The organism is Streptomyces sp. Mut1, assembly GCF_030719295.1.
Lineage (GTDB): Bacteria > Actinomycetota > Actinomycetes > Streptomycetales > Streptomycetaceae > Streptomyces > Streptomyces castrisilvae.
Window position 1 is genome coordinate 3154051 of the sequence record NZ_CP120997.1, and the last position, 16452, is coordinate 3170502.

Here is a 16452-nt window from a genome sequence, read left to right on the forward strand (position 1 = left end):
CGCCCTGGAGATCTCCGTCGACCACACACTCGACGCCGCGGTGCCCGGACTCGCGGGCACCACGATGCGGGCCAAGATGCTATGCCTCCCCTGCTACACCTCAGCCGAGACCGCTCGCCGAACCACCGCCGTCTGGTCACACCTATGCCTGGGATGCCACTACCACCAATACGAGATCGGCCCGACAGAGGCCCAGGTCCGCGCCTGGCGAGCGGAGGTTGGCGAGTTGGTCGGAGCGCTGGCCACCCACAGGGCTTGATGGTTTCGGTTCTTCGCCCGCACCGCACGCCTCACCGTGGCAGCGTCGCTGCTGTACCGCACCCGGCTGCACGAAGGCAGGCACGGAAGCTAGGGCGTGATCCAATCTGCCCAGCCAAAGGTGAACTTGTAGGCGGCCCGTGCAGCGTTCCAACCTCTGCTGCCTGCTACGAGCGCCACAGCCAGGGCGACGACGAACAGCGCGGCGAAAGCTCCAGCGATGATCGCCCCCGTTCTGGGTGACCAAACAACTCCCACGAAGACGCTCGCGATGAGCGCTATCGCCAAACCAATGTTGGCGCTGGGCATTTCCACGCGAAACAGATTCCGCATGGACCCGTGCGACGTCTGCATGTCTGCCCTGTAGCGCTCCCCAGCCGCATCAGGATCGGCACTCGGCCCCTCCGGCCACTGCTGCTCCATGTGCCTCCCCCTTCACCCTGGAGGGAGCTTAGGCCTCGACCTTTTCCTCACCACCTCAACCCACCACTCACTCCAGCTCCCATCCCGCCCGCCTTCGACCCACACGTCGTGGAGCGGGAGCGGCCCCAGGCTGGGCCGCGACTGCTCGGCTCCGCCTGGGGCGAAGGCGGTCGGGATGAGAGCCCCACGACGCTCGCCACGCTCCGGCCGGCACTCGCGAAAGGCGCCCCGTCCATCCCGGTGCCGGAGCGCACCCGCCGGGAGCATCGTCTTGTAGCTGCGAGCTCGGTTCTCCCCTCATGCCCCACGGGCCTACGCAGCGGGCGCGCGCCGGCGGCGGCAGCGCCGAGCGGGCCGGAGGCAGGAGCGCGGGCGCAGCCGGAGCCCGGGTGCCCTGATGAGGCAGAGAAACCTGTTACAGCCCGAGCTCAGCGAGCACCTGGGTCGGCAAGATCCCGAAGTAGTTGCTGTACTTCGCTGCTGTACGACAGCTCAAAGCCCCTACCGGATGAACCCGGTAGGGGCTTTGCCGTGCGGTGGACCTGTGGGGATTTGAACCCCAGACCCCCTCGATGCGAACGAGGTGCGCTACCAGACTGCGCCACAGGCCCTTGCAACGAGTGAAACTCTAGCACCCCCAACGGGGTGCTCGGAAATCCGTTCCGCGCTGGTCAGCCGTGGCGGTGTCGCCGGGGGCCGGGCGGGTGGGTCACTCGTTGGCGGCGCGGGGGCGGTCGCCGTCCTCGTACTGGTCGAAGAGCGGGGTGCGGCCCCGGTCACGGGAGCGGCGGGACTGGGGCGCGCGCCGGCGCGGGGCCGGTTCGGCCGGGGGTGTCGCGGTGTCCTGGGCGGGCTCGGCGGTGCTGGAGCGGGCCGCGCTCCAGGTCTCCGGGTTGCCGACCTCGACGCCGCCCGTGGCGCGGGGGGCGACCGGGGCGGTGACGTAGGTGGGGAGGGGGACCGGGACGGGCTCCCAGCTGTCGCCCTGGACCGGGCCGCGCTCGCGCTGCTGGTCCACCCACTCCGCGTGGTCCGTCTGCTCGACCAGGGCGCGGCGGCCGGCCTCCTGGGGGGAGACCGTGGGGGCGGGTTCGGGGGCGGGGTGGCGCGCCTCGGAGTCCTCGTCGGCGTCGGCGGGGGCCGGCGCGGCGGGCTGATGGCGGCGGGGGCGGTTCTCGCGCAGCCGCTGGGCGGCCACCTCGGCGCGGCGCTGGTCCATGGTGAAGGCGAACCTGCGCCGCTCGTGCGCCCGCAGATGCGCGATGTACGCGCTGAGCAGGACGGCCGGGACGGCGGGGGCCCACAGGAAGCGGAGGCCGCCGACCGCCGCGACGATCGCGCCGAGCGTGAAGACGAGGAAGAGGACGACGGTGGTGCGCCGACGGCGCGCGAGGACCTGGAGGCGCTGTGCGCGCCGGGCGCGCTCCGCGTCGATTCCGCCGGGGCGCACGCGCCGCCGGGCGGGGCCCGGGGCGGCGGACTCGGCGGGCTCGGCGTGCCGTTCGCGCCGTCTGCGGGGCGCGCGCTCCGGCGCACCGGCCGGGTCGTGGACCCGGGCCTCGGTGTGCGCCGGGGGCGCGGCGAAGGCCCGGACGTCGACGGATTCCATTCGGTCCGTGCTCACGTCCGGGTCGGCGTCGGGTGCCGCCTCGTCGTCGGTGCGCTCCTGCAGCCCCTTGGCATATCGGCGCTCCATCGCCGCCCGGCCGGACAGCAGCCGGATGGCGGTGCTGAAGCGTTCCGTGGGACGCGCTTCGTTGAGTTCGTCCTGCCTGCGGAGCCACATCGGCACCAAGTAGGCGGCCCAGGCCCCGACGATGACTGCGTAGATGAGGCCGCTGCTGCTCACATCTCACACCGTAGAGGGGTTTGCGCGGAGGCATCCGCCAATTGGCGCGGTGTGTCGCACGATCCGGCTGATATCGCGGACTTTTTTTGTGATTGTTCAGATCAACAGTGGGTCTTTGCGTGTTCGTTAGCGGTCATGCTTCGCCTTGTACACGGACAGTGCCGATCCAATTCGAACATGTATTTCATTTTGCGCGATGCTCCGGCCGCTCCGGCCGGGTCCGGTGCCATCTGCGCAGCAGCCCGTCCGGCACCTCCTCCGCCGTGAGCGCGTAGATCAGGTGGTCCCGCCAGGCCCCGTCGATGTGCAGATATCGGGGACGCAGCCCTTCCTCGCGAAATCCGAGTTTCTCCACGACGCGGCGGCTCGGCCCGTTCTCCGGGCGAATGCACACCTCGATCCGATGGAGTCCGACCGCGCGGAAACAGTGGTCGACGGCGAGAGCGACAGCCGTCGGCATCACTCCCCGCCCGGCCACCTCCTGGTCCACCCAGTAGCCGACGTGCCCCGAACACATCGAGCCCCAGGTGACCCCGGCCACGGTCAGCTGACCGACCAGACGGCCCCGGTACTCGATGGCGAACGGCAGCATCCGGCCCGCGTTGGCCTCGGCGCGCAGGTGGCGGACCATCTGGCGGTACGTGGGCCGCTGGGCGACCGGGCCGCCGGGGGCGGGCGGCGGAACCGTCGCCTCCCAGGGGCGCAGCCAGTCCCGGTTGCGGCGGTTGACCTCGCGCCACTCGCGCTGATCGCGCAGTTTGATGGGCCGGAGGGCGACATCGCCGTCCGCCAGGATCACCGGCCAGGTCGGGACGTTCAGCTCGGGCTCCCGGGTCGGGGGTGGTCGCCGCCGCGCAGCTGGTCGACGGCGTGCACCAGCAGCCTCTCCAGGACGGCGAGCCCGTCACGCACCCCGCCGGTCGAGCCGGGCAGGTTGACGATCAGGGTGCGCCCGGCGACGCCCGCGAGGCCCCGCGAGAGCGCGGCGGTGGGGACCTTGTCGCGGCCCTCGGCCCGGATCGCCTCCGGGATGCCGGGGACCTCGTGGTCCAGGACCCGGCGGGTGGCCTCGGGGGTGCGGTCGGTGGGCGAGATGCCCGTACCCCCGGTGGTGACGATGACGTCGTACGCGGCGGCCGCCCCGGCACGCAGCGCCCGCTCGACCGGGTCGCCGTCGGGCACGACCTCGGGGCCGTCGACCGTGAAGCCGAGCCCGGTCAGCGCCTCGGCGATCAGCGGTCCGCCCTTGTCGGCGTAGACCCCGGCGGACGCGCGGTTCGACGCGGTCACCACAAGGGCGCGGTACGGGGGCCCGGCGCTCACGCGTCGGCTCCGGGCGGCGCGGTGCGGACGTAGTCGCCGGACTTGCCGCCCGACTTCGCCTCGACGCGGACGTCCGTGATGACCGCGGACTTGTCGACGGCCTTGACCATGTCGACCACGGTGAGCGCGGCGACCGACACCGCGGTCAGTGCCTCCATCTCGACGCCCGTGCGGTCGGTGGTCTTCACCGTCGCGGTGATCTCCACGGCGTCGTCGGCCACGCTCAGCTCGACGCCCACACCGGAGACGGCCAGCGGGTGACAGAGGGGGATCAGGTCCGGGGTCCGCTTGGCGCCCATGATCCCGGCGATCCGGGCGGTGGCGAGGGCGTCGCCCTTGGGGACCCCCTCGCCCCGGAGCAGTTCGACGACACGCGGCGACACGAGGACCCGGCCGCTGGCGCGGGCGACGCGCGCGGTGACGTCCTTCCCGGAGACGTCGACCATGCGGGCGGCCCCCGCCTCGTCGATGTGCGTCAGCCTGTTCTGCGTACTCAACTCACTCCGCCTAGCGGTAGGGCGCCGATTCCCCGGTGCCGCACCGGGTGCGGGGCCGGGGCCCGGGGGGTGGCCCCCGAAGGCACAGCGGCAGATACCGTACCGCCACCGGCCCCGGGTCAGCGGAGCAGGACCACCTCGGTGTCGGTGCCGGGCTCGGCGGAGGTGACGTCCTCGGGCAGCACGATCAGCGCGTCCGCCTGGGCGAGTGCGGCGATCAGATGCGATCCAGAACCGCCGACGGGCGTGACGGTGCCGGCCTCGGCGTCGTAGCTCCCGCGCAGGAACTGGCGGCGGCCGGCCGGTGAGGCCAGGGCCTTGTCGGTGGCGAGCGTGGCCCTGGCCGTGGGGCGGTGGACCTCCGGCAGGCCCATCAGGGTGCGGATCGCGGGCCGCACGAACAGCTCGAAGGACACATAGCTGGAGACCGGGTTGCCCGGCAGGGCGAGCAGCGGGGTGTGGTCGGGGCCGATGGAACCGAAGCCCTGCGGTTTGCCGGGCTGCATGGCGAGCTTGCGGAAGTCGACGCCGCCGCCCGGCTCGTCCTCGTCGCCCACCGAGGACAGGGCCTCCTTGACCACGTCGTACGCGCCGACGCTGACGCCTCCCGTGGTGACGACCAGGTCGGCGCGGATCAGCTGGTCCTCGATCGTGGCGCGCAGCGTCTCGGCGTCGTCGGCGACGGCACCGACGCGGTAGGCGATGGCTCCGGCGTCCCGGGCGGCCGCGGTGAGGGCGAAGCTGTTGGAGTCGTAGATCTGGCCGCCGCTCAGCTCGCCGCCGGGCTGCACCAGTTCGCTGCCGGTCGACAGGACGACGACGCGCGGGCGCGGCCGCACCTTGATGGTGGAGCGGCCGATCGCGGCGAGGAGTCCGATCTGCGGCGGCCCGATCACCGTGCCCGCCTTGAGCGCCAGGTCGCCGGGGCGTACGTCGCTGCCCCTGGCCCGGACGTGGGCGCGGGCCTCGGCCGGGCGGTGGACGCGGACCTCACCGCCCGCGTCCTCGGGGGCGTCGCTGTGGGCGCGCATCGCGGCGGCGGGGCCCTCGCCCGTACCGCCGTCGGTCCACTCGACGGGGACGACGGCCTCGGCGCCCTCCGGGAGCGGGGCGCCGGTCATGATGCGGGCCGCCTCGCCGGGGCCGACGCGCCGGCCGGTGCCGAGGCCGTCGTCGCCGGCGGCGACATCGCCGATGACGGTGAGGACGGCGGGGAACTCCTCGGTCGCGCCCTCGACGTCGGCGACGCGCACCGCGTAACCGTCCATGGAGCTGTTGTCGAAGGGCGGCAGGGCGACCTCCACCACGACGTCCTCGACCAGGACGCAGCCCTGCGCCTCGGGCAGTTGCAGCTCGATGGGTTCGAGCGGCTTCACCGCGGCGAGGATGTCTTCCAGGTGCTCGTCCACCGACCAGATCGTGCTGCTCAACGTGCTACATCTCCTCGGTGACGTAACTGCGGAGCCAGCTGCGGAACTCCGGCCCCAGATCCTCACGTTCGCACGCGAGTCTGACAATGGCACGCAGATAGTCGCTGCGGTCGCCGGTGTCGTAGCGCCGGCCCTTGAAGACGACGCCGTGCACCGGGCCGCCGGCCTTCTCGTCCTCGGCCAGCAGTTGCAGTGCGTCGGTGAGCTGGATCTCGTCGCCCCGGCCCGGTTCGGTCTTCCGCAGTATGTCGAAGACGGCGGGGTCCAGGACGTAGCGGCCGATGACGGCGAGGTTGCTGGGCGCCTCGGCGGGGTCCGGCTTCTCGACCAGGCCGGTGACGCGCACCACGTCCGCCTCGGCGGTGGTCTCCACGGCCGCGCAGCCGTACTGGTGGATCATCGCGGGCGGGACCTCCATGAGGGCGATGACGCTGCCGCCCTCGCGCTCCTGGACCTCGGTCATGCGGGACAGCAGCGGGTCGCGCGGGTCGATCAGGTCGTCGCCGAGCAGCACCGCGAAGGGCTGGTCGCCGACGTGCGGCGCGGCGCACAGCACGGCGTGGCCGAGGCCGCGCGGGTCGCCCTGGCGGACGTAGTGCATGGTGGCGAGGTCGCTCGACTCGCGGACCTTGCGCAGCCGGTCGGCGTCGCCCTTGCGGGTCAGAGCGCCCTCCAGCTCGTAGTTCCGGTCGAAGTGGTCCTCCAGGGGCCGCTTGTTGCGACCGGTGATCATCAGGACGTCGTGCAGTCCGGCGGCCACCGCTTCCTCGACGACGTACTGGATGGCAGGCTTGTCGACGACAGGCAGCATCTCCTTGGGAGTGGCCTTGGTGGCCGGCAGGAAGCGGGTCCCGAGGCCCGCCGCCGGGATGACGGCCTTGCTGATCCTGGGGTTCGACTGGGTCATGGCGTGAACCCTAACCGGCACACATGGGCGGAAGATGAGCCTCCGGTTAACTTTGTCCTCATATAGCCGCGTACGAGAAGTCGATGGGTGCCCCGTTGAACACCGAGATGTCCGCAAAGGCGCTCCTGCGGCGTGAACTGCTCGCCGCGCGCCGCCTCCTGACGGATCAGGACGTCGAGCGGGCCGCCGCGGTTCTCGCCCGGCACGCGCTCGCCCTCCCGGAGATCGGCGGGGCCCGTACCGTCGCGGCGTACGTCTCGGTGGGGCGCGAGCCGGGCACCCGCGCGCTGCTGGACGCGCTGCGCACGCGGGGCGTACGGGTGCTGCTGCCGGTGCTGCTCGCGGACAACGACCTGGACTGGGCGCTGTACGAGGGGCCGGGCGGCCTCGCGAAGGCGGGCCGCGGACTGCTCGAACCCGTCGGTGAGCGGCTGGGCCCCGACGCCGTCCTGGACGCGGACGCGGTGCTGCTGCCCGGTCTCGCGGTGGACGCGCGCGGCATGCGCCTGGGCCGGGGCGGCGGCAGCTACGACCGGGTGCTGGCCCGCCTGACGGCCGCCGGGGCCACACCCGCGCTGGTCGTCCTGCTGTACGCGGACGAGGTGGCCGCCCGGGTCCCGGCCGAGCCGCACGACTTCCCCGTGAACGCGGTGGTGACACCCGAGGGCCCCCGGCGCTTCAGCGCGGGCTGAAGCACCGGGGGCCCTCGTACAGGCGCTCACGGCTTGAGGGTCAGCGTGTCCTTCGTCGTCCCGGCCACGGCGTTCGTGCCGTAGGCCCAGGGCAGCAGTTCGCCGTTGACCCACTTGTCGGTCTGGTCGGTGTAGTGCGCGCTGAACGCGTGCCCGGAGGCGCCCGTGAGGTTGATCCAGCGGGACTTGTCCCAGTCGCCCACGTTGACGACCATCCGCATCGACGGCACCCAGACCACCTCGTAGCCGCCGGCCGCGTTCCAGCCGGTGGCGTCCACCGCTGCCTCGCCGCCGCCGAGGTTCCACGGGCCGCGGTTGAGGACCCGCTGGAGGAATCCGGGGCCTTCCGTGCCGAGCGTCTGGTTCTTCAGGGTCAGCTGGTGCAGCCGGCCCCAGTTCCAGGTGGTGATGTCCTTGCCGAGCTTGGCCGTCAGCTCCCAGCGCGCGTCCTCCATGGCGCGGCCGAACAGCTCGTCACGGGTCTCGGTCGCCTTGTCCTTGCGGCTCTTGGGCGACTTCCACCAGTCGCTCTCCGGCTTGTCCATGAGGTTCGCGACGACCTGGTACCAGCGGTCCCCGCCGTCCGGCTGCGCCGAGTCCGGGGAGCGCTGGCCGCACTCGCGCACGAGGCGGTCCTGCTCGTCCACCGGGCCCGAGCTGTTGGCGGGACGCACGTTCAGGCACTCGCCCTCGACGCGCATCTCCTTGGGCAGCTTGTCGCCGAAGGCCAGCTTCAGGATGTTGCGCCAGACGCCGTTGAAGTACGCGGCGGCGGCCGAGTCGGCCTCCTGGGTGTAGTCCCAGCCCTCCAGCAGCTTCTGCGCCTGACGGACGTCCTTGTCCGAGACATTGATCTTCAGCAGCTCGGGCACCAGCAGCGCGGCGATCTCGCTGGTGTTGTCCATCTGCATCTTCTGCATGTCTTCGGTCGAGATCTTGCCGCCGCCCTTGATCTTCGACTGGACGAGGTCGTTGATCCGCTGGCTGCGGCTGCCGTAGCCCCAGTCCTTGGTGAGCAGGTAGGGGTACTTGTCCTCGTCGATCACGGCCTGGTTGGCGGTGACGATGTAGCCGCGCTTCGGGTTGTACTCGTAGGGCAGCTCGTCGAACGGGATCGGGTCCTTCTTCCAGCCGTAAGCCGAGGACCAGCCGGGGCTGGGCGTGGTGCCGTCGCCCTGCTCGCGGACCGGGATCTTACCCGGGGCCTGGTAGCCGATGTTGCCCTTGGTGTCGGCGTAGATGAGGTTCTGCGAGGGAACCTCGAAGTGCTGGGCGGCGGCCCGGAAGGTCGTGAAGTCCTTGGCGCGGTTGAGCTCGAAGACGGCGTCCATGGAGTGGCCCGGGTCCAGCGCGGTCCACCTCAGGGCGACCGCGTAACCGTCGGCGCGGTCCGGCGCGGAGTTGGTGACGGGGGCCTTCTGGCCGACCTTCTCCAGTTCGCCGCTGCGGTCGGAGACCAGCGGGCCGTTGTTGGTCTCGCGGACGGTGATGTGCCGGTCCTTGCCGCCGGCGACCTTGATGGTCTCCTCGCGGGTGGTGAACGGCTTCGTCCTGCCGTCGTACAGGTAGCCGTCGGCCGTGACCTTCTCCAGGAAGAGGTCGGTGACGTCGGCGCCGAGGTTGGTGAAGCCCCAGGCGATGTCCTGGTTGTGGCCGATGATCACACCGGGCATGCCGGAGAAGGTGTACCCGGCCGTGTCGTACTTGCAGGTTTCGGAGACCGCGCGGCAGTGAAGGCCCATCTGGTACCAGAGCGAGGGCAGCATCGGCGCGAGGTGCGGGTCGTTGGCGAGCAGCGGCTTGTTGGTCGTCGTGTACTTGCCGGAGACGACCCAGGAGTTCGATCCGATGCCGGTGCCGTTGGGGCCGAGCAGCGCGGGGATCTCGTCCAGCGTGTCGGAGAGCGCGCCGAGCTGTGTGGTCAGGCCCTGGGTGGCGCCCTCCACGGTGGTCGCGCCGCTGCCGTCGGAGCCTGTGGCCTCGGGGTCGAACTTCCCGGTGACCGTGGAGATGGCGCCCTCGGTGACGATCGGCTCGTGCTTGTCGTACGGGTAGTCCGGGTACAGGTCCTTGATCTGCTTGCTGTCGAGCCGGCTCGTCATCAGCGAGCGGTCGATCTCGTCCTGCATGTTGCCGCGCAGGTCCCAGGCCATCGCCTTCAGCCAGGCGACGGAGTCGACCGGGGTCCACTTCGACGGCTTGTAGTCGTTGGTGAAGCCGAGGGCGGCGTACTCGACGGAGATGTCCTTGCCGTCGCGCCCTTCGAGGTAGGAGTTCACGCCGTCCGCGTACGCCTGGAGGTTCTTCTTGGTCTCCGCGGACAGGACGGTGTCGTACTCCTCCTGCGCGACCTTGCGCCAGCCCAGCGTGCGCAGGAAGGAGTCCGTCTCGACCTGGCCGGAGCCGAACATCTCGGAGAGCCGGCCGGCCGTCAGGTGGCGGCGGACGTCCATCTCCCAGAAGCGGTCCTGCGCCTGGACGAAGCCCTGGGCGCGGAACAGGTCGGCGTCGGAGTCCGCGTAGATCTGCGGGATCCCGTAGCCGTCGCGCTTGACCTCGACGTTGCCGCCGAGACCGGCGAGCTGGATCGTTCCGCTGGTCTGCGGGTACGAGGCGCGCACGGTGGATACGGACCAGTACGTTCCGTAACCGATACCCGCGACGAGCGCCAGCACCAGGACGATCACGATCAGGCGGGCTCGTCGCCCCTTCTTCTTGCGCGACCCGCCACCGGCGGTACCGGTGGAGCCGGAAGAGGCGGTTGTTGTGGCGGGCATCGCTGTCCTTCGAGGGCAGGGCGGTCCTGGGAGTGCTGGAGCAACCATAGGCGCAGCGCGTAAGCCACTCGGACGCGGTATCAGGATGGCTCGAATTGCGTAGCGATCGTACGAATACTCGAACGCATCAAGAAAACGTTAAAGATTAGGTAAGGTAACGAAGTACTGGCCGCCGGAAGAGGATCCGGCAGGCGTACGCAGGGAAGGACCGGCCACTGACTGTCCACACGCTCAACGAACTCCTGCTCGTCTGCTCACTCGTCCTGCTCGTCGCCGTCGCGGCGGTACGCATTTCGTCCCGCAGCGGGCTCCCCAGCCTGCTCCTGTACCTCGGCATCGGTATCGCCATGGGCCAGGACGGCTTCTTCGACGTCAAATTCGACAACGCGGAACTGACGCAGGTCATCGGCTACGCGGCGCTCGTCGTGATCCTCGCCGAGGGCGGCCTCGGCACGAAGTGGAAAGAGATCAAACCCGCGCTGCCCGCGGCCGTGGTGCTGTCGCTCCTCGGCGTCGGCGTGAGCGTGGGCGTGACCGCGGCCGGCGCGCACTACCTGGTCGGCCTGGAGTGGCGGCAGGCCCTCATCATCGGCGCCGTCGTCTCCTCCACGGACGCCGCCGCGGTCTTCTCCGTGCTGCGCAAGGTGCCGCTGCCCGCCCGCATCACCGGCGTCCTGGAGGCCGAGTCCGGCTTCAACGACGCCCCCGTCGTCATCCTGGTGGTCGCCTTCTCGACCATCGGCGAGGTCGACAGCTGGTACGTGCTGATCGGCGAGATAGCCCTGGAACTGGCCATCGGCGCCGCCGTCGGCCTCGCGGTGGGCTGGCTCGGCGCGTACGGGCTGCGCCATGTGGCGCTGCCCGCCTCCGGCCTCTACCCCATCGCGGTCATGGCCATCGCGGTGTCCGCGTACGCGGCCGGCGCCATGCTGCACGGCAGCGGGTTCCTCGCCGTCTACCTCGCCGCGATGATCCTCGGCAACGCCAAACTGCCGCACTGGCCGGCGACCCGCGGCTTCGCCGACGGGCTCGGCTGGCTGGCCCAGATCGGCATGTTCGTCCTGCTCGGTCTGCTGGTCACCCCGCACGACCTGCTGGACGACTTCTGGCCGGCCGTCGTCGTCGGCCTGGTGCTGACCGTGGTGGCACGGCCGCTGGAGGTCTTCATCTCGCTGGCGCCCTTCCGATTGCCCTGGCAGGAGAAGGCCCTCATGTCCTGGGCGGGGCTGCGCGGCGCCGTACCCATCATCCTGGCGACCATTCCGATGGTGTCCGGAATCGACGGCTCCACCCGCGTCTTCAACATCGTCTTCGTGCTGGTCGTCGTCTACACCCTCATCCAGGGCCCGACCCTGCCCTGGCTCGCCAAGGCCCTGAACATCGCGGACGACCCGTCCGAGGCCGCCGACCTGGGCATCGAATCGGCGCCCCTGGAGCGGCTGCGCGGGCACCTGCTGTCGGTGGCCATCCCGGCGAAGTCGAAGATGCACGGCGTCGAGGTCGGGGAACTGCGCATGCCCTCGGGCGCCGCCGTCACCCTCGTCGTCCGCGACGGCAAGAGCTTCGTACCCACCCCGTCGACCGTGCTGCGGCGCGGCGACGAACTCCTGGTCGTGGCGACCGACCCGGTACGCGACGCGGCCGAGGCACGGCTGCGCGCGGTCGGAGAGGGCGGCAAGCTGGCCGGCTGGCTGGGCACGGGCGGACACAACGGAGGCGACGAAGCCCTTACGGGGCCCCATGTCTCCGGTGCGCTCAAGGCGGTCAAGAAGCTCGGCAGGACGGACGACACGAAGAAGCGCGACGGCGACAAGGACGAGCCCCATAAGCGCAACGCGAAGGCACATCACTGATCACACAAAGTGATCACAGGCGGCGAAGGGCAGGGTGCACACAATCACAGGGCCCCTGCGCCTTCTGCCTGTAGCATGAAGGAAACCCAGATCCACTGTTTTCCGATCGACCAGTTGATCAACCGATAGACGACCAACTCTGCCTGACGCAGAGCTGGCGCGACCGTATGGCGGTCGTGGCGTCCTCCGGACCGGCAGCGCCCCGCGCCCCGGTCACGAGCGCCCGGCATCTACCGCAGTTCCGCGCGAAGAGGACAGCTCTCGGCAGCTCCGGCCCGGCCCCGCCCCGTGCGGGGCCGCCTGCCGGGAGCACGGCCACCAGGCGGCAGAAAGGCAAGGACCGTGGCGTCCACGGTCTCCGACCGCCCCGGATACGGGCAGTTGCTGCGCACCCCCGGTGCGTGGACCTTCCTCCTCCCGGGCTTCGCCGCACGGCAGCCCTTCGCGATGCTGACCATCGGCATCGTCCTGCTGGTGCAGCACACCACCGGCTCGTACGGCAGCGCCGGCGCCGTCGCCGCTGTCACCGGGGTCTCCATGGCCCTGTTCGCCCCGCAGACCGGCAAGCTCGCCGACCGGTTCGGCCAGCGAGCCGTGCTGCTGCCCGGCGTCCTGGTGCACGCGGCCTCCGTCTCGCTCCTGGTGACGCTGGCCCTCGCGGGCGCCCCCCTGTGGGCGCTGTTCGCTGCGGCGGTCCCCACGGGCGCGTCCGTCCCGCAGGTCGGCCCCATGGTGCGGGCCCGCTGGGCGGCCCTGCTGGGCGCGACCCCGGACCGTCCGGCCTCGCCCCTGATGGCGACGGCCGCCGCGTTCGAGTCGGTGACGGACGAGTTCACCTTCGTCATCGGCCCCGTACTCGCCACCGCGCTGTGCACGGGCGTGCACCCGGCGGCAGGGCTGATCGCCGAGGCCGCGCTCACCCTGGTGGGCGGCCTGCTCTTCGCCGCGCGGCGCGCCACCCAGCCGCCCGTACGCGCCACGCGCCTGCCCGGCGCCCCGCGCCACGCCTCCGCCCTGTCCATACCCGGCGTACGCGTCCTCGCGGTCGCCTTCCTCGGGATCGGCGCGGTCTTCGGCGGCATGCAGGTCTCGATCACCGCGTTCGCCGAGGAGATCGGCAACCCGGGCGCGAACGGTGTGCTGTACGGGGTGTTCGCGGCCGGCAACATGCTCGCCGGGATCGCCTGCGGGGCCATCGCCTGGAAGTCCGGCCCCCGCCGCCGTCTGATCGCCGGGTACACGGCCCTCGCGCTGACCGCTTCGGGCCTGTGGGCGGTGCACTCGGTGCCGCTGCTCGCCGCGCTCGGTCTGCTGGTGGGCCTGTGCATCGCCCCCGCCCTGATCAGCGGCTACACGCTGGTCGAGGCGCTGGTGCCGGGCTCCGCGCGGACCGAGGCGTTCACCTGGCTGACGGGCGCGGTCGCGCTCGGCCAGGCGGGTGCCGTGACGGTCGCCGGCCGGCTCGCGGACGCCCATGGGGCGAGCGCGGGATTCCTGGTGCCGCTGGTGGGTACGGTGCTGGCGCTGGTGACCCTGGTGGCGCTGCGTTCCCGGCTCCTGCCGACGGGTGTGGGCCGCACCGTGGCGCGTGGTATCGGTCACCGCGGGCCGGTCACGGTGGACTGATCCGGCGGAATACGTCACTATGGAGCGTCGTTAGCACTCATCGAGTCAGAGTGCCAGGAGGAACAAAGTGCCGACCTACCAGTACCAGTGCACCGAGTGTGGCGAGGGCCTCGAAGCGGTGCAGAAGTTCACCGATGACGCCCTCACGGTGTGCCCGAGCTGCGACGGACGCCTGAAGAAGGTGTTCTCGGCGGTCGGCATCGTCTTCAAGGGTTCCGGTTTCTACCGGAACGACAGCCGCGGCTCCTCGTCGAGCAGCACGCCCGCGTCGGCCACCGCGAAGACCTCCGGTTCCGAATCTTCGTCGTCCTCCGACTCCTCGTCCTCGACGTCGTCGGACTCGAAGTCCTCCACCACGTCGACGTCCTCGTCGTCCACCGCCTCGTCCTCGTCGAGCGGTTCCTCGGCCGCCTGACCGGCCGCCCCACCTGGCTTCTCCCACGACCCCGCCGATCCGTTCGGCGGGGTCGTCGGCGTCCCCGCCCGCGCTGCCGGGCGGCGTGCTCCGTGCTCCCCGACCGCTCTGCCGTGGGCCGAGGCCGAACGCCTACTGTGACCGCATGTCTAACGCAGAGATCGGCGTGATCGGCGGCTCGGGGCTGTACTCCTTCCTGGAGGACGTCACCGAGGTCCGCGTGGAAACCCCCTACGGAGAGCCCAGCGACTCCGTCTTCCTCGGCGAGATCGGCGGCCGCCGGGTCGCCTTCCTCCCCCGGCACGGCCGCGGCCACCATGTGCCCCCGCACCGCATCAACTACCGCGCCAACCTGTGGGCGCTGCGCTCGGTCGGCGTACGCCAGGTGCTCGGCCCGTGCGCGGTGGGCGGGCTGCGCCCGGAGTACGGCCCGGGGACCCTGCTCGTCCCGGACCAGTTGGTGGACCGCACGAAGACCCGCGTCCAGACCTATTACGACGGTGAGACCCGGGCGGACGGGGCGGTGCCGAACGTGGTGCACCTGGGCTTCGCCGACCCGTACTGCCCCGAGGGCCGCAAGGCCGCGCTGGCCGCCGCGCGGGGGCGCGGCTGGGAGGCGGTGGACGGCGGCACGCTGGTGGTCGTCGAGGGGCCGCGCTTCTCGACCCGCGCCGAGTCGCGCTGGCACGCCGCGATGGGCTGGTCGGTGGTCGGCATGACGGGGCACCCGGAGGCGGTGCTCGCCCGTGAGCTGGGCCTCTGCTACACGACGATGACCCTGGTGACGGACCTGGACGCGGGGGCGGAGGCCGGCGAGGGCGTCTCCCACGAGGAGGTGCTGAAGGTGTTCGCCGCCAATGTGGACCGGCTGCGCTCGGTCCTCTTCGACGCGGTGACCGCGCTGCCGGCCCAGGCGGGCCGGGACTGCCCGTGCGGGCACGCGCTGGACGGCGTCGACACGGGGATCGCGCTGCCGTAGGGGTGTTCGCCGTGGGAGTCCCGGTCCGGGGGCCTGCCTGCGGGTGAGGGAGTTTTCCACATCGGGTGGGCGGTCCACAGGGCCCGGCGGAAATGGGCTGGCTGGTGGATCGTGAGGTCTGTGCGGCGGCCGGGATGTCGGCATTCCGGCCGCCGGACGGCACGACCAGGAGACCCGTCCGACCTACTCCCTGACGCAGGCGGTGTTCGCGATGCCCATGTCCGGTTCCCCCTTCTCCTCCCTGCCCGGCCCCACCGCTTCCGTCGCGGGTGCGCCGCCGGGGCCGCTGCCCGCCCCACCGCCGTGCGGGGTGCCCGCGTTCCCGCCGCTGCGGGTGCGCGGGGGCTCGGGCCACCGGCTGCGCCGGGCGGTGTGGCGGCAGCGTCGGTCCATGGCGGCGGGGCTGGCGCTGACGGCGGCCGCGCTGGCCGTTTCCGGGTTCGGTGGAGGCGGGGGCGGGCAGGGCGCCGACGCAGCGCCGGGGCGGGCGTCACCCCCGGTGCGGCTGGTGTCGGCGCCGGTACGGATCGCGGACGCGGCGACCGTGCGGCTGTTGCGGCCGGGCGACCGGGTGGATGTGGTGGCGTCCGAGGGGGCCGGGACGAAGGCCCGGGTGCTGGCCGAGGGGGCGCGGGTGGAGCAGGTGCCGGCGGTGTCGGCCGAGGGCGCGTCGGGCGCGGGGGCGCTGATCGTACTGGCGGTGCCGAGGACGACGGCCGCAGACCTGGCGGGTGCCGGGATCTCGGGCGGATTCGCGGTGATCCTGTGTTGATTCGTACTGGCGAACCATCACGTCACCTGACAACAGCCCCGGATGAGGTGGTTTCCCCATCTACTGCCGTAGTTTGCAAGGCAGTTCACCCCCCTTGCGATACATACGGAGGACAGCGCACCCGTGAGCGAGACGAAGAAGGTCAGCCTGCTGGACGGCTTCAAGGCCTTCCTGATGCGTGGCAACGTGATCGATCTGGCGGTCGCCGTCGTCATCGGCGCGGCGTTCACGAACATCGTGAACGCGATCGTCAAGGGCATCATCAATCCGCTCGTCGGTGCGTTCGGCACCAAGGACCTGGAGAACTACAGCTCCTGCCTGAAGGCCCCGTGCACGACGGACCCGGCGACGGGCGAGGCGACGGAGGGCATCCGGATTCTGTGGGGCTCGGTCCTCAGCGCGACGCTCAGCTTCCTGATCACCGCCGCGGTCGTCTACTTCCTGATGGTCCTGCCGATGGCGAAGTACCTCGCCAGGCGGGCCGCGATGCAGGCGGCGAAGGAAGGCGTGCAGGAGACGATGGAGGTGAGCGAGCTGGAGGTGCTGAAGGAGATCCGCGACACCCTGATCGCTCAGCGCGGCGGCAGCCACCAGGCGTGAGCCGTCCCGGCGGCCGGGCGGTACGCCCGAGGCTGCCGGGCAGCGGCGGGC

The 16452-nt window shown here is 71.4% G+C and carries 15 protein-coding genes and 1 tRNA gene; 7 read left to right on the forward strand and 9 right to left on the reverse strand.

Going from position 1 to position 16452, the window contains the following annotated elements:
- Positions 1-348: 348 nt before the first annotated feature.
- The 8 genes from P8A18_RS13495 to galU all read right to left on the reverse strand — a co-directional run bounded on the left by P8A18_RS13495 (position 349) and on the right by galU (position 6687).
- Positions 349-681 carry a hypothetical protein gene (locus P8A18_RS13495; protein WP_306054525.1) on the reverse strand — a complete coding sequence of 111 codons (333 nt, stop codon included), beginning with the start codon at positions 679-681 and terminating at the stop codon, positions 349-351.
- 537 nt (positions 682-1218) lie between these two features.
- A tRNA-Ala gene (locus tag P8A18_RS13500) sits at positions 1219-1292 on the reverse strand.
- A 98-nt stretch (positions 1293-1390) separates the two neighbouring features.
- Positions 1391-2530, reverse strand: coding sequence for a divisome protein SepX/GlpR (sepX, locus tag P8A18_RS13505; RefSeq protein WP_306054527.1), 1140 nt, complete (start codon positions 2528-2530; stop codon positions 1391-1393).
- 184 nt (positions 2531-2714) lie between these two features.
- The gene (locus tag P8A18_RS13510) at positions 2715-3329 is read right to left on the reverse strand and encodes a GNAT family N-acetyltransferase (protein ID WP_306054528.1); all 615 of its coding nucleotides are present in this window, start codon (positions 3327-3329) and stop codon (positions 2715-2717) included.
- A gap of 17 nt (positions 3330-3346) precedes the next feature.
- The gene (locus tag P8A18_RS13515) at positions 3347-3853 is read right to left on the reverse strand and encodes a MogA/MoaB family molybdenum cofactor biosynthesis protein (protein ID WP_306054530.1); all 507 of its coding nucleotides are present in this window, start codon (positions 3851-3853) and stop codon (positions 3347-3349) included.
- The gene (gene moaC / locus P8A18_RS13520; RefSeq protein WP_018551901.1) at positions 3850-4350 is read right to left on the reverse strand and encodes a cyclic pyranopterin monophosphate synthase MoaC; all 501 of its coding nucleotides are present in this window, start codon (positions 4348-4350) and stop codon (positions 3850-3852) included. The genes P8A18_RS13515 and moaC overlap by 4 nt, the downstream gene beginning before the upstream one ends.
- 119 nt (positions 4351-4469) lie before the next feature.
- The gene (gene glp, locus P8A18_RS13525) at positions 4470-5780 is read right to left on the reverse strand and encodes a molybdotransferase-like divisome protein Glp (RefSeq protein ID WP_306054532.1); all 1311 of its coding nucleotides are present in this window, start codon (positions 5778-5780) and stop codon (positions 4470-4472) included.
- A gap of 4 nt (positions 5781-5784) precedes the next feature.
- Positions 5785-6687 (reverse strand): UTP--glucose-1-phosphate uridylyltransferase GalU, encoded by a 903-nt coding sequence (gene galU / locus P8A18_RS13530; protein ID WP_018551899.1) that lies wholly within the window; start codon positions 6685-6687, stop codon positions 5785-5787.
- 83 nt (positions 6688-6770) lie between these two features.
- On the opposite strand from galU, the gene P8A18_RS13535 reads away from it, so the two are divergent.
- Positions 6771-7379 (forward strand): 5-formyltetrahydrofolate cyclo-ligase, encoded by a 609-nt coding sequence (locus tag P8A18_RS13535; protein WP_306054534.1) that lies wholly within the window; start codon positions 6771-6773, stop codon positions 7377-7379.
- 26 nt (positions 7380-7405) lie between these two features.
- Here the strand turns inward: P8A18_RS13535 and P8A18_RS13540 are convergent, their stop codons facing one another.
- On the reverse strand, positions 7406-10156 hold the full coding sequence (locus P8A18_RS13540) for a penicillin acylase family protein (RefSeq protein WP_306054536.1): 2751 nt from the start codon (positions 10154-10156) through the stop codon (positions 7406-7408).
- Between the two features lie 242 nt (positions 10157-10398).
- Here P8A18_RS13540 and P8A18_RS13545 point away from each other — a divergent pair, with 242 nt between their 5' ends.
- The 6 genes from P8A18_RS13545 (at position 10399) to P8A18_RS13570 (ending at position 16401) form a co-directional block, all read left to right on the forward strand.
- Positions 10399-12009 carry a potassium/proton antiporter gene (locus tag P8A18_RS13545; RefSeq protein ID WP_306060883.1) on the forward strand — a complete coding sequence of 537 codons (1611 nt, stop codon included), beginning with the start codon at positions 10399-10401 and terminating at the stop codon, positions 12007-12009.
- A 342-nt stretch (positions 12010-12351) separates the two neighbouring features.
- Complete coding sequence (locus P8A18_RS13550) at positions 12352-13635, forward strand: MFS transporter (protein ID WP_306054538.1); 1284 nt, start codon at positions 12352-12354, stop codon at positions 13633-13635.
- Between the two features lie 67 nt (positions 13636-13702).
- Positions 13703-14050, forward strand: a complete 348-nt coding sequence (locus P8A18_RS13555) for an FmdB family zinc ribbon protein (RefSeq protein WP_306054540.1) — start codon at positions 13703-13705, stop codon at positions 14048-14050.
- Positions 14051-14195: 145 nt separating this feature from the next.
- Positions 14196-15029: an S-methyl-5'-thioadenosine phosphorylase gene (locus tag P8A18_RS13560; RefSeq protein ID WP_306054542.1), complete on the forward strand. Its 834-nt coding sequence runs from the start codon at positions 14196-14198 to the stop codon at positions 15027-15029.
- 217 nt (positions 15030-15246) lie between these two features.
- Complete coding sequence (locus P8A18_RS13565; RefSeq protein WP_306054544.1) at positions 15247-15801, forward strand: hypothetical protein; 555 nt, start codon at positions 15247-15249, stop codon at positions 15799-15801.
- Positions 15802-15975: 174 nt separating this feature from the next.
- Complete coding sequence (locus tag P8A18_RS13570) at positions 15976-16401, forward strand: large conductance mechanosensitive channel protein MscL (protein WP_202454076.1); 426 nt, start codon at positions 15976-15978, stop codon at positions 16399-16401.
- Positions 16402-16452: the final 51 nt, after the last annotated feature.

What these genes read in the sequence shown, in the direction of transcription:
- galU (WP_018551899.1), bottom strand. Translation starts at nt 6,687, where the DNA reads ATGACCCAGTCGAACCCCAGGATCAGCAAGGCCGTCATCCCGGCGGCG.
- P8A18_RS13495 (WP_306054525.1), bottom strand. Translation starts at nt 681, where the DNA reads ATGGAGCAGCAGTGGCCGGAGGGGCCGAGTGCCGATCCTGATGCGGCT.
- P8A18_RS13540 (WP_306054536.1), bottom strand. Translation starts at nt 10,156, where the DNA reads ATGCCCGCCACAACAACCGCCTCTTCCGGCTCCACCGGTACCGCCGGT.
- P8A18_RS13570 (WP_202454076.1), top strand. Translation starts at nt 15,976, where the DNA reads ATGCGTGGCAACGTGATCGATCTGGCGGTCGCCGTCGTCATCGGCGCG.
- P8A18_RS13560 (WP_306054542.1), top strand. Translation starts at nt 14,196, where the DNA reads ATGTCTAACGCAGAGATCGGCGTGATCGGCGGCTCGGGGCTGTACTCC.
- P8A18_RS13565 (WP_306054544.1), top strand. Translation starts at nt 15,247, where the DNA reads ATGTCCGGTTCCCCCTTCTCCTCCCTGCCCGGCCCCACCGCTTCCGTC.
- P8A18_RS13535 (WP_306054534.1), top strand. Translation starts at nt 6,771, where the DNA reads ATGGGTGCCCCGTTGAACACCGAGATGTCCGCAAAGGCGCTCCTGCGG.